Genomic DNA, 21,399 nt, shown 5'->3' with positions numbered 1-21,399 from the left:
ACATCATTCACGCAGAACGCATCACCTAGAAGGAGACCCCCATGCTTGTAGCACTCGGGTTCCTGATGGTGGCCACCTTCATGGCCCTCATCATGACAAAACGTATGACACCGTTGTTGGCACTGATCATCGTGCCGACGGTCTTCGGCCTGTTCGCCGGCGCCGGCCTAGGGATCGGCGACATGGTGATGGAGGCCGTGAAGTCGATGTCTTCCACCGCCGCCCTGCTCATGTTCGCCATCATGTACTTCGGCATCATGATCGACGTGGGCCTCTTCGACAAGCTGGTTGATGGCATCTTGCGCTTGGTCGGCAACGACCCGGCCAAGGTGGTGCTCGGCACCGCGCTGCTGACCGGATTGATCTCCCTGGACGGCGACGGTTCCACCACCTTCATCGTTGTGACTGCCGCACTGCTGCCGATCTACCAGCGTTTGGGCATGAGCCCGGTGGTGCTGACCTGTGTTGCCGGTCTGACCAACGGCACCCTGAACATCGTTCCGTGGGGTGGCCCAACCGCACGCGCCGCAGCCGCGCTGCACGTGGATGCTTCCGCCGTCTTCGTCCCGATGATCCCGGCTCTGGCCATGGGACTTGTTGTCGTCTTCGCCTTCGCCTGGGCCATGGGCGTCTCCGAACGCAAGCGCCTGCAGCGCGAAGATCCGCTGCGCTGGGGTCCGGGCTCGATCATGACCGCACCCTCGGGCTCAAAGGGCTCGACCAACACCAAGACCCCCAGCGGTGGCCGCGGCGTTGCACTGCTGGAAAAGGTTGCCGTCCGCGGCGATGGCACCGAACCCGTCACCATGAATGGCACCGCGCTGGATCCGAACCGCGAGACCCTGCGTCCGAAGCTGTTCATCTTCAACCTGGCCATGACCGTGGCCATCATGGTGCTGCTGGTTCTGGATTTGCTGCCGCTGTCCTACCTGTTCATGATCGGCACCGCCGTCGCCCTGCTGGTGAACTTCCCCCGCATTTCCGATCAGGCCAAGATGATTGCCTCGCACTCCTCCGAGGTCATCGCCGTGGTCTCCATGGTGCTGGCCGCGGCGGTACTCACCGGCGTGCTCTCGGGCACCGGCATGGTTGATGCGATGAGCGCCTGGTTGGTCGATGTCATCCCGACCTCGATGGGCCCGTACCTGGCCATCCTCACCGGCATCATCTCGATCCCGGCCACGTTCTTCATGAGCAACGACGCGTTCTACTTCGGCATCCTGCCGGTACTCACCGAGGCCGGCGCCCACTACGGCATCCCCGCCGTGGATATGGCCCGCGCCTCGATCACCGGCCAGCCGGTGCACATGCAGTCACCGCTGGTTCCCGCCATCCTGTTGCTGGTCTCGATGTCCCGCGTGGATCTGGGCGATCACCACAAAAAGGTCCTCTGGCGCGCATTGATCGTCTCGCTGGTCATGCTGGCCACGGGCGTACTCATCGGCGCCATCGGCATCGGCTAACCCCCGAGCCGGACACACCCGAGCACCACCCAAAAAGCGGGGCCGTACGCCAAAAGCGTACGGCCCCGCTTTTTGTTTGATGTTGAGGTGTCGCAAAACATGAGCGAAACACGGGTGTGGGAAAATGGATCTACACAAACTACAAATGGGGACACAACCATGGATTTCCTGCTACTACTGGTCGGCCTGCTCTTTGGGACCGTGCTGGTGGTCGGGCTGGGAGAACGCATCCGGTTGCCGTACCCCATTTTGATGCTGGTTTTCTCCGCGGCTGCGGCATTTTTGCCGTTCATTCCCGAGATCCACATCAATCCCGAGCTGATCCTTCCACTCTTCTTGCCGCCGCTGCTTTTTGCCGCGGCACAACGCAGCTCCTGGTCAATTTTCCGTTTACGTTGGCGCTCCCTGGTCCTGCTGGCGGTATTGCTGGTGGCGGCCACCGCCGCCGTGGTGGCGGGAATCTCCTGGGCGCTGATCCCGGCACTGGGCTTGCCGGCCGCCATCGCACTGGGCGCAATCGTTGCCCCACCGGACCCGGTCGCGGTGGAGGCGGTGGCCAGCAAGGTGAAGATGCGGCGCAAGCTCATCAACGTGTTGCAGACCGAGGGCCTCTTTAACGACGCCATGGCCATCGTGATCTTCCAGGCGGCGGTCGCCGCGGCGGTCAGCGGCGGAGAGGTCGGCTTTGAGGTCGTCCCGCGATTCCTCATCGGAGCCGCCGGAGCCATCGTCCTGGGTCTGGCGATGGCCTGGCTGGTCGGGGCCCTGAACCGTTTTGTCCCGAACCTGGTGGCCCGTTCGGCCACCACGCTGGTGGCACCCTATGCCGTTTACCTGCTGGCCGAAGAGCTGCACTTCTCCGGCGTGATCGCGGTGGTGGTCACCGCCCTAGAATTGGGCCGCCGCGCCCGCCCGCAGGACTCCGAGGAACGCCTCACCCGCACCGCATTCTGGGACGTGGTGGAGCTACTGACCACCGGTGTCGCCTTCGGCCTGGTCGGCATCGAAATGCGCTACGTCATTCAGGATGAGGGCGCGAACCTCTTCACCTTTATCCCCGGAATCGTGGCCATCTGCGTGGCCGTTGTCCTGGTCAGGTTCTTCTGGATGATGGCGATGTACAAGATCGGCGGCACCGAGCGGAAAAATAAGACTCCGGGGTCGCTGAAGGAAGTCCTGGTGCTCACCTGGTGCGGGATGCGCGGGTTGGCAACGCTGGCACTGGCATTGGCACTGCCCACCACCATGACCAACGGACAGCCCCTGGAGGGCCGCAACTTTGTGGTGGCCTGCGCCTGCGCGGTGCTTGTCACCACGCTGGTGGTCCCCGGCCTGACACTGCCGGCCCTGATGCGGGCCCTGAAGTTGCCCAACGATCATGCCGCCGAGGAAAAGGCCGAGCGCAAACTCGCCATCCGGGCGGAGAAGGTTGCGCTGGAGGCCATGAAGCGGTCAAAGTCCGCCTCCGCCCTGCCGCAGAAGCGCCGTGAGGCCCTGGCCCGCCGGATGTCCTCGCTACACACCATTTTGGCAACCGACCTGGAGAACGATCCGGAGAAGATGCTGCGGATCAAGCAGATCCTCACCACGATGGACGATGTGCAGCGCGAGGCATTAAATGCCGCCCGTGGCGACATGCTCAAGGCGCGCAACGAACCCGGAAACGACCCCGAGCTGGTGGACCGGGTGCTGCGTCGCCTGGATCTGCGCACCGTCACGCTGGATCGCTAGCCGGGCCCTCAGGCGGCGTCGAGGTAGTACCAGCGGCCGTTCGCGCGTACAAAGGAGCTGACCTCGTGCTGCGCTCCGGATTTTTTCCCCACCTTGTAGCGCGCGATGAACTCGACCACACCGGTGGTATCAAAGGGTCCCCCGGCTTCGGTGTTCACAATCTCCAGCGAGCGCCACACCATGTCCGTATCCAGCTCGAGGCCCGCGGGGCGGGTGTCGGTAAACCAGGTGGCCAGCAGATAATCGGGTCGATTCGCAGCGAACGCGCTGAACCGTGAACGCATCAGCGTCTCGGCGGTGCCCGGCCATAGGGGGATCTCCGGGTCATTAAATCCCTGGTGATATCGCCCACAGCACGATGAATAGGTTTCCCCGGAATTGCAGGGGCAGCGGGTGTCTTTTTCCATCAACCCAGCTTATGCGCCGTACGGAAGGGCAAAATACCCGGCATTAGCGTCGTTGCGAGTCGCTGCGAAACTCGACACAAAATCTGTGGATCGTTTCCGTGCCGGTAGACTGGGCAAGCAAGCTCGCGGAACGCCCCCACCCTTGGCGTGAGACGGCACGTCCGCGGGCGATTAACCACCCCTCGCGCACAGGAGTCACCGGATGCCCCGGATCGTTGTTGATGTTATGCCCAAGCCCGAAATCCTTGACCCGCAGGGCAAGGCCATCGTTGGCGCACTTCCCCGACTTGGTTTCACAGCTTTTAGCCAGGTCCGTCAGGGCAAGCGCTTCGAATTGACCGTTGACGGCGAGGTCACCGAGGAAATCTTGACTCAGGCTCGCGAGGCGGCCGAAAAGCTGCTCTCCAACCCGGTCATCGAAGACGTTGTTAACGTCGAGGTTGTCGCAGACTAATGAGCGCAACCGAACTCCCCCTGATCGGCGACTACTCGACGCCCGCCGCCGCGCTCTCCGGTGCTCGCATCGGTGTTGTCACGTTCCCGGGCACCCTTGATGACCGCGATGCGGCACGCGCCATCCGCTTGGCCGGCGCCGAAGCGGTGTCCCTGTGGCACGGCGATGCCGACCTGTCCAACGTTGACGCCGTGGTGATCCCCGGCGGATTCTCCTACGGTGACTACCTACGCGCCGGCGCCATCGCGCGCTTCGCACCGATGATGTCAAAAATCGTTGATGCAGCAAATTCCGATGCCAAGCTGCCCGTGCTGGGCATTTGCAACGGTTTCCAGATTCTCACCGAATCGCACCTGTTGCCGGGCTCGATGATCAAGAATGATCACCTGAAGTTCCTGTGCCGTGATCAGGTGCTGCGCGTGGAAAACAACACCACCGCCTGGTCCAACCAGTACGCACAGGGTGAGGAAATCACCATCGTGCTGAAGAACCAGGACGGCCAGTACGTGGCCGACGAGAAGACCCTTGACGCCCTCGAGGCCGAGGGCCGTGTGGCGTTCAGCTACGTGGGCTGGAACCCGAACGGTTCACGCCGCAACATCGCCGGCATCACCAATGCCGCGGGCAACGTGGTGGGCCTCATGCCGCACCCGGAGCACGCAGTGGAGGCCGGTTTCGGCCCCGACCACACCGGAACCGACGGACTGGGTTTCTTCACCTCCGTCTTGACCCACCTTGTTGGAGGCCAGAAGTGAGCGCCGCAGAGCAGACCACGCAGCAGAAGAAGTTCAACATGGACACCGTGGCCAACGCCGCGGCCACTCCCGACACCGAACTTCCCTGGGCAGAACTTGGCCTGAAGCAGAACGAATTTGAGGAAGTTGTGAAGGTCCTGGGCCGCCGCCCCACCGCGGCGGAACTGGCCATGTACTCGGTCATGTGGTCCGAGCACTGCTCCTACAAGTCCTCCAAGAACCACCTGCGCCAATTTGGTGACAAGGTCAGCGAGGAAATGAAGAAGGACATGCTCGTGGGCATCGGCGAAAACGCCGGTGTGACCAACCTGGGCGACGGCTGGGCCGTGACCTTCAAGATCGAGTCGCACAACTCCCCCACGATGATCGAGCCGTACCAGGGTGCTGCCACCGGCATCGGTGGCATCGTGCGTGACATCATCTCCATGGGCGCCCGCCCGGTCGCCGTGATGGACCCGTTGCGCTTCGGCGCGATCGACCACCCGGATACCGCACGCGTGATCCACGGTGCCGTTGCCGGCATCGGCGGCTACGGTAACTCCCTGGGCCTGCCGAACATCGGCGGCGAAATGGTCTTTGACTCCGTCTACCAGGGCAACCCGCTGGTCAACGCGCTGGCAGTGGGCGTCATGCGCCACGAGGACATCCGTCTGGCCAACGCGTCGGGCAAGGGCAACAAGGTCGTGCTCTTCGGCGCACGCACCGGTGGCGACGGCATCGGCGGTGCCTCGATCCTTTCCTCGGAGTCCTTCGATGACACCAAGCCCTCCAAGCGCCCCGCCGTGCAGGTCGGTGACCCGTTTGCCGAAAAGGTGCTCATCGAGTGCTGCCTGGAACTCTTCAAGGGATCCCTCGTCGAGGGCATCCAGGACCTCGGTGCCGCCGGCATCTCCTGTGCTACCTCGGAACTCGCTTCCAACGGCGACGGTGGCATGGAGGTCGAACTGACCTCCGTGCTATTGCGCGATCCGACCCTGACCCCGGGCGAAATCCTGATGTCCGAGTCTCAGGAACGCATGATGGCCGTTGTCTCCCCGGAGAACATCGAAGCCTTCGAGGCGACCATGGACAAGTGGGCCGTGGAGTACTCCTGGCTCGGCGAGGTGACCGACACCGGACGGTTGATCATCAAGTGGGATGGCGAAGTCATCGTCGATGTTGACCCGCGCACCGTGGCCCACGACGGCCCGCTCTACGACCGCCCGTACGCCCGCCCCGAATGGCAGGATGCGTTGCAGGCCGACACCTTCAAGTCCTCGGAGGCCGGCGCGAATCTGCCTTCCACCGGGGCTGAACTGAAGGCCGCACTCGTGGAGCTCATGGCGTCCCCGAACATGTGTGACAAGTCCTGGATCACCAACCAGTACGACCGTTACGTCGGCGGCAATACCGCGCTGGCTTCCCCGGATGATGCCGGTGTGATTCGCGTTGATGAGAAGACCGGCATGGGCGTGGCCCTGGCCACCGACGCCAACGGCCGCTACACCTTCCTGGATCCGTACCACGGCGCACAGCTGGCTTTGGCCGAGGCGTACCGCAACGTCGCCACCTCCGGCGCCGTACCGATGGCCGTCTCGGACTGCCTGAACTTCGGTTCCCCCGAGGACTCGGATGTCATGTGGCAGCTGGCCGAGGCCATTCGTGGTCTCTCGGATGCCTGCCTGGAGCTCGGCGTCCCGGTCACCGGTGGCAACGTCTCGTTGTACAACCAGACCGGCTCCACCCCGATCCACCCGACCCCGGTCGTGGCAATGCTCGGTAAGTTCGACGACGTTGATCGCCGCACCCCCTCGGGGTGGCGCGCGGACGCCGACGGTCAGGCCCTGTACCTGCTGGGCACCACGTTCGATGAGCTGGACGGCTCGGAGTTCGCGAATATCCGAGGTCACCTCGGTGGTCTGCCGCCGAAGGTCGATCTTGCAGCGGAGAAGACCCTGGGCGCGATCCTGATCAACGCTTCTCGCGATGGCATGATCGATTCGGCTCACGATCTGTCCGAGGGCGGCCTCGGTGCGGCCCTGGGCGAGATGGCACTGCGCTTCGGCGTTGGCGCCCGCGTGGCACTGGATGATCTGTGTGAGCGCGACGGCGTGGATGCGTTCACCGCGCTGTTCTCCGAATCGCAGGCCCGCGCCGTTGTTGCTGTTCCGCGCTCCGAAGAGGTTCGCTTCAATGACATGGCCACCGCCCGTCAGTTCCCGGTGGTTCGTCTGGGTGTTGTTGACGCAGCGAGTAACACGCTGGAGGTTCAGGGCCAGTTCGATCTGGATCTGAACGAATTGCGTGAGGCTCACGAGGCCACACTGCCGAAGTACTTCGGCTAAGCATGGCTGCCTAGTGTGGGGCGTCGGGGAATTTTCCCGGCGCCCCACACGTGCGTTAAAGACACACCCGTGAATGGCCGAGATTCGTGTACCACCCCTGGGAGACCCACATGAAGCTAATTTTGTTGATCATCTGGACGTTATTTACTCTCGCTGCGGTGTGGGCCATGATTTACACCGTCCGGAAAGCTAAGGCTAAGGAACGCCTGATCGCCAGTTGGCCCACGACGCAAGGTCGAGTCACCGGCAGCAAGAAGGGCTGGTTCGGTGGTGCAGGGGCTACGAGCCCCAACGTTCGCCATTGGCCGCTGTACGAATTTATGGGTGCCGATGGCGCCGTTTATAACGGCGTCTCCGACGTGTTGTACCCCGGTGCGCCGGTTCTGGGCTCGGCCCTGTTGGTGACGTACAACCCTGTGGATCCGCGCCAGTCATTCCAGGTGTCTGCGCCGTCCAAGCTCATCGTCGGCTGCATCTTTCCGTTCTTTATCGGGCTGTGTATCATCGGCTTCTACTTCATCAGTTACCTCCCGCTGGGATGAATCGCTGAACATCCTCACCAGCTGATCTCCGCATCGGGAGGGATGACGCTGCCCCAAGGTTATTTAAAATCTCTACCGTTCCAGATTCGGTCGCCGAATAAACGAGGCCTTTTGCGACAAGCTGGGCACGGTGTGGTCCCGGGCTGGCAGCTACACTCCCTCATCGTTCTGCCACTTCACACGTGCGCGAAGGGCCAGCTAAGCATCAACGACCGAGCGTGATGAGACCGCTTTGTCCTCGCCACCAAAGGATCAAAAGCCTCAGTTTCGAATTGTCTGCCTGCCAGGAAAATGGGGGCACACCAAATCCAGGTCATGGGGGAGCATGAGGAAAATTCCCATAACCCCTTAGCGCTTCTTAGCCGGAATTAGGAGCGATGCCGTTCGCACTCAGAGGCCCGCATACCCGCAACACGTTCTCGACTGAGCAAAACTCGCACTGTTTTGTGCTGGTCGACACCCGTACTTGTGACCCAGCAGACGTTGCCGTAGAGTTCTACATCACAGGCCAAAGTTCTACTATAGAACCTACTGTTCTAATATAGAACACTTAAGGATGGCCGTCGACAGTTTCTATGAAGCGAGGAAAGCCAGTGCAGTTCCACCACCAGGGTTATGTTTCCGGAGATCCGCGTATCAAGCCCGCCTCCGGAGTTGGCATCGACCGCCCAGAGGAACTTCCTGACGAAATCGACGTGTTGATTGTTGGATCTGGCCCCGCTGGCATGCTCACCGCCGCGCAGCTCGCCCAGTTCCCCGACATCACGACCCGCATCGTGGAACGCCGCGGCGGACGCCTAGAGATCGGCCAGGCCGACGGCATCCAGGCGCGCAGCGTCGAGACGTTCCAGGCGTTCGGATTCGCCGAGGCCATCATCGCCGAGGCCTACACGATCTCCGAGATGGCCTTCTGGCGCCCGGACACCGAAAACCCGCAGAACATCATTCGTGGCGGTCGCGCACTGGATGACGCCGCGGGCATCAGTGAGTTCCCGCACCTGATCGTGAACCAGGCCCGCGTGCTCGACTACTTCGCCGAGGTTGCGGTCAACTCCCCCAGCCGGCTGACCCCGGACTTCGGTTGGGACTTTCAGAGCCTCGAGGTTGAAACCAGCGGCGACTACCCGGTCAAGGTCACCCTGGTGCGCAGCGCCGGCGCGGATTCGGGCACCACGCGCATCGTGCACGCCAAGTACGTCGTCGGCGCCGATGGTGCGCGCTCCAAGGTCCGCGCATCGATCGGTTGCACCATGGCCGGAGACCAGGCCAACCACGCCTGGGGCGTCATGGACGTGCTGGCCTCCACCGATTTCCCGGACATCCGCCTCAAGTGCGCCATCCAGTCCCACGATGGAGGCTCCATCCTATTGATCCCCCGCGAGGGCGGCCACCTCTTCCGCATGTACGTCGATCTGGGTGTTGTGCCCGAGGGTGACAACGGAGCGGTGCGCAAGACCAGCATCGAGCACATCATCGAGCAGGCTAACGCGATTATCCACCCGTACACACTCGATGTCCGCAACGTCGCCTGGAGCAGCGTCTACGAGGTCGGCCACCGTCTCACCGATCGCTTCGATGACGTGTTGCCCGAGAACATCGGCACTCAAAACCCGCGCGTCTTCATCACCGGGGACGCCTGCCACACCCACAGCGCCAAGGCCGGCCAGGGCATGAACGTCTCCATGCAGGACGGTTTTAACATCGGCTGGAAGCTTGCCCACGTGCTGGAGGGCCGCAGCCCCGAAACACTGCTGGGCACCTACTCGGCCGAGCGCCAGGTGGTCGCCAAGAATCTCATCGACTTCGACAAGGAATGGTCGACGCTGATGGCCAAAAAGCCCGAGGAGTTCGAGAACCCGTCGGATCTTGAGGACTTCTATGTGCGCACCGCCGAATTCCCGGCCGGATTCATGACCGAGTACGCTCCCTCGATGCTCACCGGTTCCCCGGTGCATCAGGAACTAGCCACCGGATTCCCCCTGGGCAAGCGCTTTAAGTCGGCCATGGCCTCACGGGTCTGCGACACCAACCCGAAGCAGCTCGGCCATCATGCAACGGCAGATGGCCGCTGGCGCATCTATGTCTTCGCCGATCGCGCACTCCCCGGGGCGCAGTCCGCGGTGAGCGAACTGGCGCAGTGGCTGTCCACCGCACCCGAATCGCCGATCGCTGCCACCCCTGCCGGGCTCGACATTGATGCCTGGTTCGATGTGAAGGTCATTTACCAGCAGAAGCACGAGGACATCGACATCAACGCGGTGCCCAAGATCTTCCTGCCGGAGGTCGGCCCGTACAAGCTCACCGAGTACGAGAAGGTCTACGGCACGCTTGAAGGAAACGACATCTTTGATGTGCGCGGTCTGTCCCGCGACGGTGTGATGGTAGTGGTCCGCCCCGACCAGTACGTGGCCAATGTGCTGCCGCTGGGTGCGACGACCGAACTCGCCGAGTTCTTCGCGCAGATCCACTCGGGAGCGCACGTCTAGCAACAGTCAGACCCGAATCACCCGATCCGCATTGAGGGATCGCCCCGCAAACGTTCCCGCAGCCGACGGCTGCGGGAACGTTCGTGCCTTGCGCGGATTCCCGTCGGATGCATATGGAACTCGACTATTCTCGACTCGGGCTTCCCCACCATCGGTTCCTTACCCAATGTCCTTGATCCGGTCATCCGAAGGCCGGTTCCCGGCACCAATCAGCGATACGTTGAAGGCGCCACGGCGCGTATCGCGTTGCCTAGTGCACGGGAATATCTCGTCAAGTACATGTGTTTGCATATATGTAAGTCAATGATCTTCATTGTGGACTCACCGAAAGGAAACACAACATGCAGAGGTTTGAAGGAAAGTCGGTCATCATCACCGGTGCCGGATCTGGCCTGGGGCGCGCAGCAGCCGTCCAGATCGCCAAGGAAAAGGGCAAGCTGGCCCTCATCGACCTGAACGCCGCCGGACTGCAGGAAACCGAGCAAGAGATCCGGCAAGTTGCACCCGATGCGGAGATTTTCTCCCTCACGGCCAACGTCGCCAACGAGTCCGAGGTCCAGAACTACGTGGCGGAAACACTGAAGCGCTTCGGATCCATCGACGGCTTCTTCAATAATGCTGGCATCGAAGGCAAGCAGAACCCCACCGAGGACTTCGGCTCCGAGGAGTTCGGTAAGGTCATCGGCATCAACCTCACTGGTGTCTTCTACGGACTCAAGCACGTCCTTAAGGTCATGCGCGGGCAGGGTTCCGGCTCAGTCGTCAACACCGCTTCGGTCGGCGGAATCCGCGGGGTCGGCAACCAGTCCGGTTACGCCGCAGCCAAGCACGGTGTGGTGGGCCTGACCCGCAACTCGGCCATTGAATATGGCCAGCACGGGATCCAAATCAACGCCATCGCGCCGGGTGCCATCATGACACCCATGGTTGAAGGGTCGCTCAAGCAGATCGATGCGGAAAACTGGGAGAAGGTCGGCCAGAGCTTCGTCGAACCCAACCCGATGAAGCGCTTCGGCAAGCCGGAGGAAGTGGCCAAGCTGGTTGCTTTCCTCCTCTCCGGCGACTCCGCGTTCATCAATGCAGCGGTCATCCCAATCGACGGTGGCCAGTCCTACAAGTACTGAGTCCCGCGAAGCTGTCCGCAAGAGTTCGGCCCCGTGGCGTTTTCGCTCCGGGGCCCTGTCAGCCTTCAGGTTAGGAACGCGCCTCGCGACCGCGGTCCCATAGTCCGTTTTCGAGGGCAAAGAGTGTTGCCGTCACGCGGTTCGTCGCACCGATCTTCAGATAAATGTGTTCCACATGGTTGCGCGCGGTTTTAGGCGCGATCACCAGCGCGGCGACAATGTCTTTATTGTTCATCCCGCGGCAGATCAGGGCCAGCACCTCAAGCTCCCGCCCGGTCAGACCAGCCGGACCGCCGGAGTGTCGCGCGGGCCCCATGTGTCCAGCGGCTGCCAGCACGGCATCAACCGCCGAGACATCCAGGCGCCCAGCTACCGCCTCGGCACGCAACCGCTCCCCCGCGGCGCGTGGGAGCAACGCCGACCGGTGCGGCCGCGGCTCCAGGTAACTTTGATACGCATCTGCTGCGGCAAGAAGGCGTTGGCTGGGATCAAGCTCCGAAGCGTTACGCCCGTGCGGATACCCGGAGCCATCCAAGCGTTCCCGGTGCGCCCCGGCCACCTGGGCCACTCTGCGCAGCCCCGGCACCCTCGAAAGTATCCGCTCGGTTAAAAACGGGTAGAGGGACAGTCGCTCGGACTCCAAGGCACTGAGCGGCTCCGCCTTGTCCCACACAGCGTTGGATACCCCCATCCGTCCCAGATCATGTACCCAGCCTGCCCGGCGCAGCACCTGTGTTTCGGCCGTACCAAGCCCCAACCGCCCGGCGGCGTGAACGGCCAGGATCGACACACCCCTGGAATGCCCCACGGTCCACGGCGATTTCAGGTCGGCAAAATCGCCCATGGCTTCCAAGACCGTATCAACATCCACGGCTTTAAGCGGCAAATCTTTGGGTGCCAGAGCCAGCACGGACGACCAAGGGTCATCTTCCAATAATCCGCGCACCAGGTCCTTGGCCAGAGCGCAAAAGAGGTCGGCCAATTGCGGATCAAATTGGGTACCCCGCCTGGCGCGCACCATGCTCACGGCCCCCGCCAGGCCGTGCCGGCGCAGGTGCACTTCGGCAGCATCGGCCAGCTGGGTGATGCGCATTTCCAGGGGAATCTGTGTGCCGGAAATCCCGGCGGGCAGTCCGTGCCCGTCCCATCGTTCAAAGGTATGCGCCAAAATCCCGGGCAGCTGCGCGTCAAGACCCACCCGCGCTGCCAGCTGTCCGGCAGAGCTGCAATGCGACGAGATCAACTCCACTATGACCGTCTTGGCCCGCAGGCTGAACATCGCGCGCGAGCTAAGCCGCGGCACCTGCGGCATGGTATTCCCGGTGTGCCGCAGCATCATGGACAGCATCGGCAAGCCCTTGGCATCGATCAAGTAGTAGTCGGAGCGGAAGGAGATGTCATCGCCGAACTGTGCGGCTAATTCGAAGGAGTCGGCGTGGCAGCCAATCCAGGCCAGCATGTTGGCGTGGTGGATCCGCTCACGCACCTTCTCCTCCAGCGCCAGTAGCGCGGCGATGCGCAGCCCCAACACGGTGGCACGCAACATGTGCTCCATTTTCTGGCCGAGCCCCAGATCGATGGCCAACGAGAGTGCCGCCAGAAGTTCACTGAGCCGCGGTTGTGGACCGGTCGGGCCACCGGCCGCCGCGGAACGTTCGAAGGTACCCGATCCCGAGTTCACCACCCTTGTAGTCTACGACCGCACCCCCTCGATCGTGGAGGGTTCAGAGGCCGTCACCGGGCCGAACGCCGGCCCCCACCGTGGACGCCGTTGAAGGAAATTCGATGTCCAGACCTGCCACAAAAATGCCGCGTTGCGGTAGCCAGAAGTCGGCCAGATGCTCCTGTATCGGGAGTGCCTGCGGGACCCCTGCATCGTGACCATTAATGGTTGCTTGGGCGGATTTCACCATCCACACCCGTCGCGGGTGCGCCCGGAAGGACTGCCCGTTGGGAACCAGCCCGGCCAGAGCCATCTTCCCGGAGCCCAGGATTGGCCCCATCATCAGCCCCATGGCGCCGAGGATCTTGTCGCTGCTCCACATGGCGGCGGGCATTTTTCTGGCCATGGTTCCCAGCCCGGCCGTGGCCATCGAGGACTCAAGCCGAATTCGCCAGTCCAGGATTCCCGGAACGGTGATCGTGAGGTCAAAGGCGCCGGTAAAGGTCGAGGTGACGGGAGCCGCAATTTTCGCGCCGAAAGCCGCACCAAAATAGCGCGCACAATTAAACTCCGGCGGAACATCGGAATAGATGCTCCAGTGACCGTCGGGACGGCGCAGCCAGACCGCATGATAACCCGGACCAATGGAGCTGGCGGGGAAGCGGCCGTAGGCAAGGTAGTAGCCGGTGTCAAAGGCCATACCCATCAGCGCATAACCGGAAAACCGTTCCGCGGTGCCCGGAGGCACTACCGCCGTGGCCTCGGATTCGCTGGCGCATTTCTGCGGTGTCGTCGTGCTCATGATCGGCTCCTTTGCCTCATGATTTGAGACTAGGAGCGAAAGTGCGATCGAGCATGGGGCAGGTGCCCCATGTGTTGAGGGGTCCGCGCTTAGCTTTCCTTCCGCCGTACTATTTCATTGATCCAGGCCGGCGCGAACGGGGAGGTGCAATTCGGCGGTGTGGGGTAGTCCTTCAGCACCTCGAGGCGTTCGCCGATCTCCAGCGCGCGTGCTCGATGCTCCGGATGTTCGATGCCGATGGTGGCCAGCGCCTGGTTCATCGCCCACTGCAGGCGATCGGGGGCTTCCTTCATCTGCGCCTCGATGACATCGAGCAGGCCGGGCAGGTCCAGGCCTTGCGGCGATTTGGCGATTCGTTCGCTGGTCAGCGCCCATCCGGCACTGGCCACCACGGGATCGGCAGCTGCCTTCCAGGCCACGCGCAGCTCCTCAACGTGCGCACTCTTCTTCACCACGTAGTTCACCAGCCAGTCGTGAGTCTTGGGGGCGTGGGCCTGGCGCAGCATGGCATCGAGCTGCTCGCGGCTGAAATCCTTTGGCCGGCAAATCAACAGTGCCAGCAGCTGTGCGGCGGTGTCATTGGTTGCCCATAGCTCCAGGGCCAGCGGTTGCTGAGTCTTCAGCCGCTTGGCCAGAGCACGCAGCTTTCCAAGGTTCACCCCGTGATCATCCCCGTGCTTCGCATTAACGGAGCGCACCTTCGGATTATCGAGCGTGGCCAGTTCCGCCAGCACCTCGGTTAACGTCGTTTCGCTCATCCCAACCTCCTGCAAATGTTTGTAGTGCTCTCCTGACTCAGTCTACGGAGAGACCCCCGCGTTTCACCGAACGCAGCGGTGGATTGGTTCCATGGAAAACCATGCGGCAGAATGCTTCCAAGGGTAGGTGCGCGCTGTGCCGCCATTGATTGAGGAACCGCATGAAAAAATTCATCACCCGAATCCCGCTATGGGTGCGCCCACTGTTGGGCATTTTTCTGGTCGTGCTCGGCTCCATTCTGGCACTGCATGCGGCCGTCTCCATCGAACTTTTTGTGCTGCTGATCGGTGCTGGCTTAATCTTTGCCGGCGGTGCCCGCATCGTTGACGCTTTCACCCCCACCTCCGCCGCGGATGATGCCTGGCCATGGATTGCCTACGTCAGCGGATTCCTTCTGGTCGGCGCGGGAATCGCGACGCTGCTGTGGCGCGAATCCACGTTGCCGATGCTTGCCCTGGCGGTGTCACTCACGCTGCTGGTTTCCGGCGCCATCTCATTGATGGCGGTCTTTAGGCGCGGAACCGAGCACCGAGCCCGCGCGGCGATCGGTTCACTGGCAGCCCTGCTCACTGGCGCACTGGTCGTACTCTGGCCCAAGCTCAGCCTGTGGGCCTTCGGTGTTTTTCTGGGCGGCTGGCTACTCTTTGTTGGTCTGCGTCTCATCCTCGACTTTCTGGCCCGCGACGCGAGTCCAAACTCCAAAAGGCGGGCTCGCGGGCTCCGTGGCTTCGCACAATTCACTGCGTCGAGCCTCGCCCTGCTGCTGGCCATCGTCATGGTGCTGGTGACTTCGTGGCTCCATGCCGGGGATCCACGACTGGTCCCCGATGCGTTTTACACCCCACCCACCGATCTTCCGAGTGAACCCGGCACCCTGCTACGCGCCGAAGCACTGACGGACGGCATCCCGGAAAACGCCAAGGCTTGGCGCATCCTCTACACCACCACCAACCCCGATGACTCCCCGGCCGTGGCCTCCGGTACGGTGGTGGCACCGCGTCACCACGACTCCGCGGCGCTGCCGGTGGTATCCATTGCCCACGGGACCAAGGGCATTACCCCACGCTGCGCCCCATCGCTCTCGGCGACACCGCTGTCCGACGGACCCGCGGCAGCCTTACGCGAGCTGGTTTCCGCGGGCTGGGTGGGGGTCACCAGCGACTATGTGGGTCTGGGCACTGCCGGGCCACACCCGTATTTGGTAGGTGAGGCCGAGGGTCGCAATGTTCTTGACGCCTACCGCGCCGCGCACCAACTGCGCGAGGGGTTCACACTGCGCAATGACACGATAATTTGGGGCCACTCCCAGGGTGGGCACGGAGCCCTCTTCAGCGCAGCGATCGCTAAATCGTATGCACCGGAAATCTCCGTTCTGGGTGTCGCGGCGCTGGCTCCGGCCACCAATCTGGTGGACCTGGCCCTCGGGGTGAAGGACGCGGCTGCGGGGAAGGTGGTTTCCTCCTACATCGCCGCAGCGTGGAACGATGTCTACCCGGAACTCAACGTCGCCTCGTTGATCACTCCCGGGTATGACAGAACCGTTCAGCGCATTGGAGAGCGCTGTTTTGACGGACGTGATGCCCTCTCCGGCATCATCGCCGGCACCCAGCTCTTTGATGCGGTGATTCCCGAGGCCGCATTGAATGGACCGTTGGGCGATAAACTACGCGAAAATTCGGTCACCGCGGACATCGACTACCCGCTCTTTGTGGCACAGGGGCTGGCGGACCAGCTGGTACTTCCCACGATGCAGGAGCAATGGGTGGCTCAGCGCTGTGCCGCGGGCCAAGCCATGGAATACCGTGAATATCCGGGCCTTGATCACCTGCCCCTGGTGGCAGATGATTCCCCGCTCACCAACGATCTTCTCGCGTGGGCCGAAGACCGACTAACGCATAAGAGACCGATTAATACCTGCCCGTAGACTCCGCGCCCGAGGCGATCCGACGGGCTGCGTCCACATAACGGTCGGTCGCCAACTGTTGGGCCAGGTGCGTGAGGGGCGAGACGATCCGGAACAAAAGATTAGCGTGCCGGGAAACGGCACGGATCTGAAGATACACCGATCCGTCCGGTTCCTGACACGCGGTGAATGACTCCTCACCGGATTCGGGGTGCCCGGCCAGCGTGCCGTAGGCGAAGCCGCGCCGATGTTCTTCCTCGATGAGACTCACCACGCGACACGGGATATTCCAGCGGAGCTGCCCCAGCCCGATCCCCAACCGAACCCGGGTGGCCATGCGCATCTCGGGGGTGTCGGCGAGCACCCGCAATCCGGCACCTTCGTGCAACTTCCAGCTCATGATTCCGGAAGCCAACGCCTGGAAAACCGCGTCACCATGACCCACATATTCGCGCCGAAGAATCTGCTCGTAGCCGTTGGGTACGCCCGGATTCTCCGTGAGACCGCGGTCGGGGTAGCTGAGGTCATCAAGGACGCCCAGACGGAAAAGCCGGCGGCGCGCGGCCAGTTCGGCGGGGCCGCGCTTGGCCAATGCCAACCCGGCCAGTCCCAGTGCTGCCTTGCCACCAATACGGGCCACTCGCTGGCCCACGACGGGCAACTGCAGTCCCAGCATCTCTCGGTGGCTAGCGGGAAGGGTGGCGACCACCGCGGCAAAAAGCAACTTGTAGCCGGGCAACACCACCGGGTCCAGCGGCGGGTTTTTCAGAAAGGAGACGACCTCGGCGACCCGTGGTCCACCGGAAAGTTCGCCGCGTGCTTCGTACCCGGCCATGGCTTCACGCAATTGCTCCTCGCTGCGCGGCGGATTGGCCACCCCCATAAGCTCGCCGGCTTTCGCCCAGTGCCGCACATACTCATCGGCGCGTGACCCGAGGGGACCGGAGAAGATCTCGTGGCTGCGCAAAAAGGCATCGGCAAAGGCCAGATGAACCCAGTCTGAAAGTCCCGGATCCGAGGCCGCGTAGTCGAGCTGCGCCCCGGAAGCTGCCAGATACTTCCCGGTGACCGGGGCGTGACGTCGGGCTACCCAGGCGCACGCCGCGTCCGCTGCCACGGTGTCGCCATAGGTCAGGGTGAAGATCCAGCGGATGGTGCCGGCCAGCCTGGACAGCGGGTCGGCTCGATAGTTCGAGTGTTCGGCAACACCGGCCAACGCCCCGGGATGCAGTGCCTGGGTTAGCAGCGCACGAATTCCGGCGGCGATGGGACTCATCCCACCGTGCACCGTCCAGACGGCAGAATCATGGGCGAAGTACCCCGCATCCGCCCCAGCATCCAGCGCTCGTTCCCACGCCGGGTCATAGGACTCTTGGGCGGAGAACGTTTGCTGGAGCTTGGTGCGCAGCGAGGAGAACATGATATTCGGGCCCTAGACCTGCAACTCGCCCATGTCGCCCCAGTCATTTCCCTCAACCTTGCGCGAGACAATTTTTGGGGTGGAAACCAGTGCCGGACGCATGGTGTCCATGGCGGCCATAAAGTGTTCGGAGTTCACGTGGGCTCCTGCGGCCTCATCATCGGTGAAGGCCTCGACGAGGACAAACTCGGCCGGATCTTCAACACTGCGTGACCAGTCGAACCAGAGGTTCCCGGCTTCGGCGCGAGTGGCGGTGGTGAACGGGGTCACCAGATCCATGAAATTGGCGGTGTATTCGGGCTTGGTCTGGAATTTCACAACGATGAAGTACATACCCTAAGCCTATCGAGTATCACTCAGCCGCGCCCAACGATGCCCTTCCAGCCCAGCGCTTCACGATCAAGGCGCGGCAGCGAGGCAACTACCAGGTCGTAGGAGTCCTCGATCAGATCCCGCATCAGCTCCAAGGGAAGGCCCGAGGTGACGGTATTCCAGTGCTTTTTGTTCATGTGATAACCGGGGGTGATTTGAGGATTGGCTGCGCGCAACTGTTCGGCGAGCGCTGGATCGCACTTCAGGTTCAGGTTTAGCACCTCCCCGCGGTGCATCAGTAGTCCAAACATCTTCGCTTTTTCACGGTGACGTCCGGCCACCTTAAACACCGCCGCGTCCGCGCCGAAGGGAAAGTCTTCGTATGCCCCGGGCATCGACAGGAGAATATTGCGCCATGCTTCATAGTCCACATCGCCCATCCTAGTTCCGCCGGGGTCAAGTGAGCTGAACTTCTTGACGAAGAAGTTTAGTTCGTGTGCGTCGACTTGCGCCGAGCGCGGGCGGCGAACAGTGAGCCAACACCCAATAGCCCGAGTCCCAGCGCAACTGCTCCACCAATACTTGCTCCAGTATTCGCCAGCGGTGGTTTAGGTTGTACCGGAGTTGCAACCGGAGGTGTTGATGGCGAATCCGACGCGGAAGGTTCCGGGGTGGGAATGGGCGATGGCGTAGCGCTTGGTGTCGACGTGGTAGTTTCACCGGAAATGGTCAATCTAACGTCGAACGAAGCCTCTCGGTAAGAAACGTTTGCCTTATTGCCGGAGGTAGCCTCGATCGGGAATTGGTAATCGATGGTCACCGGCACTACAGCCCCCTGGGCAAGAGATACCTCGTAGAAGGGGGTCTCGGCACGTGATGCGAGGTCCGTAAAGCTGGCGCTTCCTCCGTTCCAACCAAGGCGAAGGTCGTCGTAGAAGTTGCCCTGATCCGATGACATTCCATTGGTGTCCTTGAGGTCGGGCGCCTTCGCATCCAAGATCTTGACATTGATGATTGATGCGCGAAGTGTCCCTGCCGAGGGGCCGTCATTGCGCACCATTAGGGTCCGCTTGGCCGAATCGCCGGGTACCGCTACTGGAACTCCGACAAAAGACTCACCTACGACCGAGGTATAGCTGTTTCCATCCCACGACAGAACGATCTCCGCGGACTCGGTGGCAGGGGATGCTGAGGCCGGAAGTGCACCGGCAGTGAGGCTAAGGGCAGCGATACCAAATGCCGAGGCGAGGGCCACGTAGCGAGATCGCATTGATTGAATATTCATCATTGACCTGGCCTGAAGGTTTCGAAGGTGAATGCAATGGTGTGGTTCAGTTCTGCTGCAGCACTTGAAACCGAGGTGACATTTGCCCACCACTGGTCCGAGCCCGTCACAGCTGCTCCCGTGGGCGGCTGGCCGGTTGCAGAAACCTTGTTGGTGTATGTTCCTGATCCTGGTTTCTTGTCCAGAACAGCGGTGAGACACCAGAAGTGGGTGGTGGGATCGATAGTGCTTGAATACACCGAAGGCACCGCCGTGGGGCTGTAGTAGCCAGCCGGGACCGGGCTCGGAAGCTGTGGACGAGGCGAAAGCGAGCACTCGGCAGCGCTGCTGACCTTCACCAGTCTCGTGTCGGCAGCGGCGAAGATGGACCCGGAGGCAAAGACGGGAGGTACCACGGTGTAGCGCAGGCCTTTGTTGCCTTGCGCCAGCGAATCCACCTGAATGGGAATAGCCACACCAAGGTTATCCAACAAGGTTTGTGCAGCGGCCTGGCCCACGGTGAAGTTTAGGGAGCTTGCGCTGGACGTGGCATTCTGTGCCAGCGTTGTTGCAGGGGCACCGACTCCGAAGGCAACTTTGCCCGTCTTCACTTGTGAGGTGAAGGACTGCTCATCGTGCCACAGGGCCAGTGTGGCTCCTCCCAAAGATGCCGCCGCGACGGTGGCCACTGCCGCCGCTGCAAGAACCATCGCTGCTGGCTTAATACTCATTCGACGCTTCATGAGGTGAACCCCGTTCCGGTCCGAATCTGGTCCAGGTCAACAACAATGGTGCCCAGATTGCTCAGGTCGGCCGGATCGTTGAAGCGATCGGCCTTGCTCGCTGCGAACGAGAGAGAAACCTCAACCGTCCAGGTCGCTGCACCGACCGGCAAATCCGAGACGGCAACCACGGACCCCAGCGGCTTGGCCACGGTTGCGATATTTCCAGGTCCGATCAACTTGTAGGTTGCGGTAACACCTGAAGGCAGCGCTTGTGGCGTTGTCCATCGGACACCGATCTTGCCCAACATGTTTTCACCTTCAAGAACCGTGCTAAATGCCTGAGTGATCTTGAACGAGTCACCGGGGACCGCTAGGAATGTTGCTGGGTCTATCTGCTGACCGGTGTAGGTCGTGTCATCGGGTGAAGTCTCGGTCCACAGCGTGGCACCTTGCTTGGCAAGATCTAGATTTCCGGAGACGATACTGCCCACATTGGACGTTGCTGGTTCAGACCAGAGCGAGTAGGTTGTGGCAGCAGAGGCGATACCCAAGGTGAGCATACCTCCCACCCAGATGAGCTTGGTTGTCGTTTTCACGGCTGCTCCTTGGAATTGTGGCCATTCCTGGCTCCGGATGAGGGACGGAAGATCATGAAAGCGCCATAGCCTACGAGTGCGGTAGCTGCTGCGATGAGCGCTACCTGGCGATGTTCCCCGACGGCCATTGCTACATGTCCGATGTAGGGGACGTGGTACATCACCACACCCTTGATCTGTCCAGCGACGATTGGTGCATCGGGTGCTCCGTTGGCATCGCCTTGGGTGACGAAGAGCGTTCCGTCCTTGGAGTCGCCCATCTGCTTGGTAATGATCCTGTGGGTGATCAGGGTCGGATCTCCGGAGTTGGGCTGGAAGGTCACTACATCTCCGGCCTGAATTTCGCTCACTGTGGCGGCTTTCACTGCGATCATGTCACCGGGAGAATACGTTGGTTCCATTGAACCGGTGAGCACGGTCAGTGCGGAGCCTCCTATGAAGCGTGGGACCACGGCCAGGGCCAGCGAAAGAATACAGACCACGATGACAAGAGCCGTGGTGATTCCGGAGAGGACGCCGGAGAATATTGAACCGCCTGCACGAGATGCGTCGTCCCGCTGGGCGGGACCCGTCTCCCGCGCGATGGTGCTCGTCATTTCTCTGCCCATATCTATGAGTTGTTCCGGTAACGATGTGGAAGGTATAGCAAAGTGGGGAGGAACTCTGGGG

The 21,399-nt window shown here is 61.9% G+C and carries 20 protein-coding genes; 9 read left to right on the top strand and 11 right to left on the bottom strand.

The window, feature by feature from the left end; all coding sequences use genetic code 11:
* Positions 1-41 precede the first annotated feature (41 nt).
* Together KUF55_RS01250 and KUF55_RS01245 are read left to right on the top strand one after the other, a co-directional pair.
* Positions 42-1,463, top strand: coding sequence for a CitMHS family transporter (locus KUF55_RS01250; RefSeq protein WP_218817755.1), 1,422 nt, complete (start codon positions 42-44; stop codon positions 1,461-1,463).
* A 159-nt stretch (positions 1,464-1,622) separates the two neighbouring features.
* The gene (locus tag KUF55_RS01245; RefSeq protein WP_132364284.1) at positions 1,623-3,194 is read left to right on the top strand and encodes a sodium:proton antiporter; all 1,572 of its coding nucleotides are present in this window, start codon (positions 1,623-1,625) and stop codon (positions 3,192-3,194) included.
* 8 nt (positions 3,195-3,202) lie between these two features.
* On the opposite strand, the gene KUF55_RS01240 is transcribed toward KUF55_RS01245, so the two are convergent.
* The gene (locus tag KUF55_RS01240) at positions 3,203-3,601 is read right to left on the bottom strand and encodes a YchJ family protein (RefSeq protein ID WP_218817754.1); all 399 of its coding nucleotides are present in this window, start codon (positions 3,599-3,601) and stop codon (positions 3,203-3,205) included.
* A gap of 202 nt (positions 3,602-3,803) precedes the next feature.
* Here KUF55_RS01240 and purS point away from each other — a divergent pair, with 202 nt between their 5' ends.
* The 6 genes from purS to KUF55_RS01210 all read left to right on the top strand — a co-directional run bounded on the left by purS (position 3,804) and on the right by KUF55_RS01210 (position 11,286).
* The gene (purS, locus tag KUF55_RS01235; RefSeq protein WP_132364279.1) at positions 3,804-4,055 is read left to right on the top strand and encodes a phosphoribosylformylglycinamidine synthase subunit PurS; all 252 of its coding nucleotides are present in this window, start codon (positions 3,804-3,806) and stop codon (positions 4,053-4,055) included.
* Positions 4,055-4,810, top strand: coding sequence for a phosphoribosylformylglycinamidine synthase subunit PurQ (gene purQ / locus KUF55_RS01230; protein WP_132364277.1), 756 nt, complete (start codon positions 4,055-4,057; stop codon positions 4,808-4,810). Before purS ends, purQ begins: the two co-directional genes overlap by 1 nt.
* A 38-nt stretch (positions 4,811-4,848) precedes the next feature.
* A complete protein-coding gene (gene purL, locus KUF55_RS01225) occupies positions 4,849-7,134 on the top strand; it encodes a phosphoribosylformylglycinamidine synthase subunit PurL (protein ID WP_132364587.1) in 2,286 nt (761 codons plus the stop codon).
* A 110-nt stretch (positions 7,135-7,244) separates the two neighbouring features.
* A complete protein-coding gene (locus KUF55_RS01220) occupies positions 7,245-7,676 on the top strand; it encodes a DUF3592 domain-containing protein (RefSeq protein ID WP_218817753.1) in 432 nt (143 codons plus the stop codon).
* A 593-nt stretch (positions 7,677-8,269) separates the two neighbouring features.
* Complete coding sequence (locus tag KUF55_RS01215; protein WP_218817752.1) at positions 8,270-10,162, top strand: FAD-binding monooxygenase; 1,893 nt, start codon at positions 8,270-8,272, stop codon at positions 10,160-10,162.
* A 341-nt stretch (positions 10,163-10,503) separates the two neighbouring features.
* Entirely contained in the window at positions 10,504-11,286 is a 783-nt protein-coding gene (locus KUF55_RS01210; protein ID WP_132364269.1) for an SDR family oxidoreductase, read from the top strand.
* Positions 11,287-11,356: 70 nt separating this feature from the next.
* On the opposite strand, the gene KUF55_RS01205 is transcribed toward KUF55_RS01210, so the two are convergent.
* The 3 genes from KUF55_RS01205 to KUF55_RS01195 all read right to left on the bottom strand — a co-directional run bounded on the left by KUF55_RS01205 (position 11,357) and on the right by KUF55_RS01195 (position 14,509).
* Entirely contained in the window at positions 11,357-12,967 is a 1,611-nt protein-coding gene (locus KUF55_RS01205) for an HD domain-containing phosphohydrolase (RefSeq protein ID WP_255557217.1), read from the bottom strand.
* 43 nt (positions 12,968-13,010) lie between these two features.
* Complete coding sequence (locus tag KUF55_RS01200) at positions 13,011-13,751, bottom strand: hypothetical protein (protein ID WP_218817751.1); 741 nt, start codon at positions 13,749-13,751, stop codon at positions 13,011-13,013.
* 89 nt (positions 13,752-13,840) lie between these two features.
* Positions 13,841-14,509 carry a DNA alkylation repair protein gene (locus KUF55_RS01195; RefSeq protein WP_218817750.1) on the bottom strand — a complete coding sequence of 223 codons (669 nt, stop codon included), beginning with the start codon at positions 14,507-14,509 and terminating at the stop codon, positions 13,841-13,843.
* 161 nt (positions 14,510-14,670) lie between these two features.
* Between KUF55_RS01195 and KUF55_RS01190 the strand changes: the two genes are divergently transcribed.
* Positions 14,671-16,434 carry a lipase family protein gene (locus tag KUF55_RS01190; protein ID WP_218817749.1) on the top strand — a complete coding sequence of 588 codons (1,764 nt, stop codon included), beginning with the start codon at positions 14,671-14,673 and terminating at the stop codon, positions 16,432-16,434.
* Here the strand turns inward: KUF55_RS01190 and KUF55_RS18970 are convergent.
* The 7 genes from KUF55_RS18970 to KUF55_RS01155 are packed head-to-tail and all read right to left on the bottom strand — an operon-like array spanning position 16,418 to position 21,326.
* Positions 16,418-17,833 carry a DUF1990 family protein gene (locus KUF55_RS18970; protein ID WP_218817748.1) on the bottom strand — a complete coding sequence of 472 codons (1,416 nt, stop codon included), beginning with the start codon at positions 17,831-17,833 and terminating at the stop codon, positions 16,418-16,420. The two genes, KUF55_RS01190 and KUF55_RS18970, sit on opposite strands and share 17 nt — an antisense overlap.
* A 12-nt stretch (positions 17,834-17,845) precedes the next feature.
* Positions 17,846-18,166, bottom strand: a complete 321-nt coding sequence (locus KUF55_RS01180) for a putative quinol monooxygenase (RefSeq protein WP_132364260.1) — start codon at positions 18,164-18,166, stop codon at positions 17,846-17,848.
* A gap of 23 nt (positions 18,167-18,189) precedes the next feature.
* Positions 18,190-18,576: an MmcQ/YjbR family DNA-binding protein gene (locus tag KUF55_RS01175; protein WP_370630939.1), complete on the bottom strand. Its 387-nt coding sequence runs from the start codon at positions 18,574-18,576 to the stop codon at positions 18,190-18,192.
* A gap of 56 nt (positions 18,577-18,632) precedes the next feature.
* Positions 18,633-19,415 carry a hypothetical protein gene (locus KUF55_RS01170; protein WP_218817746.1) on the bottom strand — a complete coding sequence of 261 codons (783 nt, stop codon included), beginning with the start codon at positions 19,413-19,415 and terminating at the stop codon, positions 18,633-18,635.
* Positions 19,416-19,429: 14 nt separating this feature from the next.
* Positions 19,430-20,140: a SipW-dependent-type signal peptide-containing protein gene (locus tag KUF55_RS01165; RefSeq protein WP_218817745.1), complete on the bottom strand. Its 711-nt coding sequence runs from the start codon at positions 20,138-20,140 to the stop codon at positions 19,430-19,432.
* A gap of 8 nt (positions 20,141-20,148) precedes the next feature.
* Positions 20,149-20,730, bottom strand: coding sequence for a hypothetical protein (locus KUF55_RS01160; RefSeq protein WP_218817744.1), 582 nt, complete (start codon positions 20,728-20,730; stop codon positions 20,149-20,151).
* Positions 20,727-21,326 (bottom strand): signal peptidase I, encoded by a 600-nt coding sequence (locus KUF55_RS01155; protein WP_218817743.1) that lies wholly within the window; start codon positions 21,324-21,326, stop codon positions 20,727-20,729. The genes KUF55_RS01160 and KUF55_RS01155 overlap by 4 nt, the downstream gene beginning before the upstream one ends.
* Positions 21,327-21,399 lie beyond the last annotated feature (73 nt).

Origin of the sequence: Paeniglutamicibacter sp. Y32M11 (assembly GCF_019285735.1) — a bacterium.
In the GTDB taxonomy this organism is placed as follows: Bacteria; Actinomycetota; Actinomycetes; order Actinomycetales; family Micrococcaceae; genus Paeniglutamicibacter.
This window is presented reverse-complemented; position numbering and strand designations above follow the sequence as displayed.

Excerpts from the sequence above, each read along its gene's own strand:
- KUF55_RS01210 (WP_132364269.1), top strand. The coding sequence starts at position 10,504 with ATGCAGAGGTTTGAAGGAAAGTCGGTCATCATCACCGGTGCCGGATCT.
- KUF55_RS01245 (WP_132364284.1), top strand. The coding sequence starts at position 1,623 with ATGGATTTCCTGCTACTACTGGTCGGCCTGCTCTTTGGGACCGTGCTG.
- KUF55_RS01250 (WP_218817755.1), top strand. The coding sequence starts at position 42 with ATGCTTGTAGCACTCGGGTTCCTGATGGTGGCCACCTTCATGGCCCTC.
- KUF55_RS01195 (WP_218817750.1), bottom strand. The coding sequence starts at position 14,509 with ATGAGCGAAACGACGTTAACCGAGGTGCTGGCGGAACTGGCCACGCTC.
- purL (WP_132364587.1), top strand. The coding sequence starts at position 4,849 with ATGGACACCGTGGCCAACGCCGCGGCCACTCCCGACACCGAACTTCCC.
- KUF55_RS01240 (WP_218817754.1), bottom strand. The coding sequence starts at position 3,601 with ATGGAAAAAGACACCCGCTGCCCCTGCAATTCCGGGGAAACCTATTCA.
- purS (WP_132364279.1), top strand. The coding sequence starts at position 3,804 with ATGCCCCGGATCGTTGTTGATGTTATGCCCAAGCCCGAAATCCTTGAC.
- purQ (WP_132364277.1), top strand. The coding sequence starts at position 4,055 with ATGAGCGCAACCGAACTCCCCCTGATCGGCGACTACTCGACGCCCGCC.
- KUF55_RS01155 (WP_218817743.1), bottom strand. The coding sequence starts at position 21,326 with ATGACGAGCACCATCGCGCGGGAGACGGGTCCCGCCCAGCGGGACGAC.
- KUF55_RS01220 (WP_218817753.1), top strand. The coding sequence starts at position 7,245 with ATGAAGCTAATTTTGTTGATCATCTGGACGTTATTTACTCTCGCTGCG.
- KUF55_RS01200 (WP_218817751.1), bottom strand. The coding sequence starts at position 13,751 with ATGAGCACGACGACACCGCAGAAATGCGCCAGCGAATCCGAGGCCACG.
- KUF55_RS01165 (WP_218817745.1), bottom strand. The coding sequence starts at position 20,140 with ATGAGTATTAAGCCAGCAGCGATGGTTCTTGCAGCGGCGGCAGTGGCC.
- KUF55_RS01190 (WP_218817749.1), top strand. The coding sequence starts at position 14,671 with ATGAAAAAATTCATCACCCGAATCCCGCTATGGGTGCGCCCACTGTTG.
- KUF55_RS01170 (WP_218817746.1), bottom strand. The coding sequence starts at position 19,415 with ATGCGATCTCGCTACGTGGCCCTCGCCTCGGCATTTGGTATCGCTGCC.
- KUF55_RS18970 (WP_218817748.1), bottom strand. The coding sequence starts at position 17,833 with ATGTTCTCCTCGCTGCGCACCAAGCTCCAGCAAACGTTCTCCGCCCAA.
- KUF55_RS01180 (WP_132364260.1), bottom strand. The coding sequence starts at position 18,166 with ATGTACTTCATCGTTGTGAAATTCCAGACCAAGCCCGAATACACCGCC.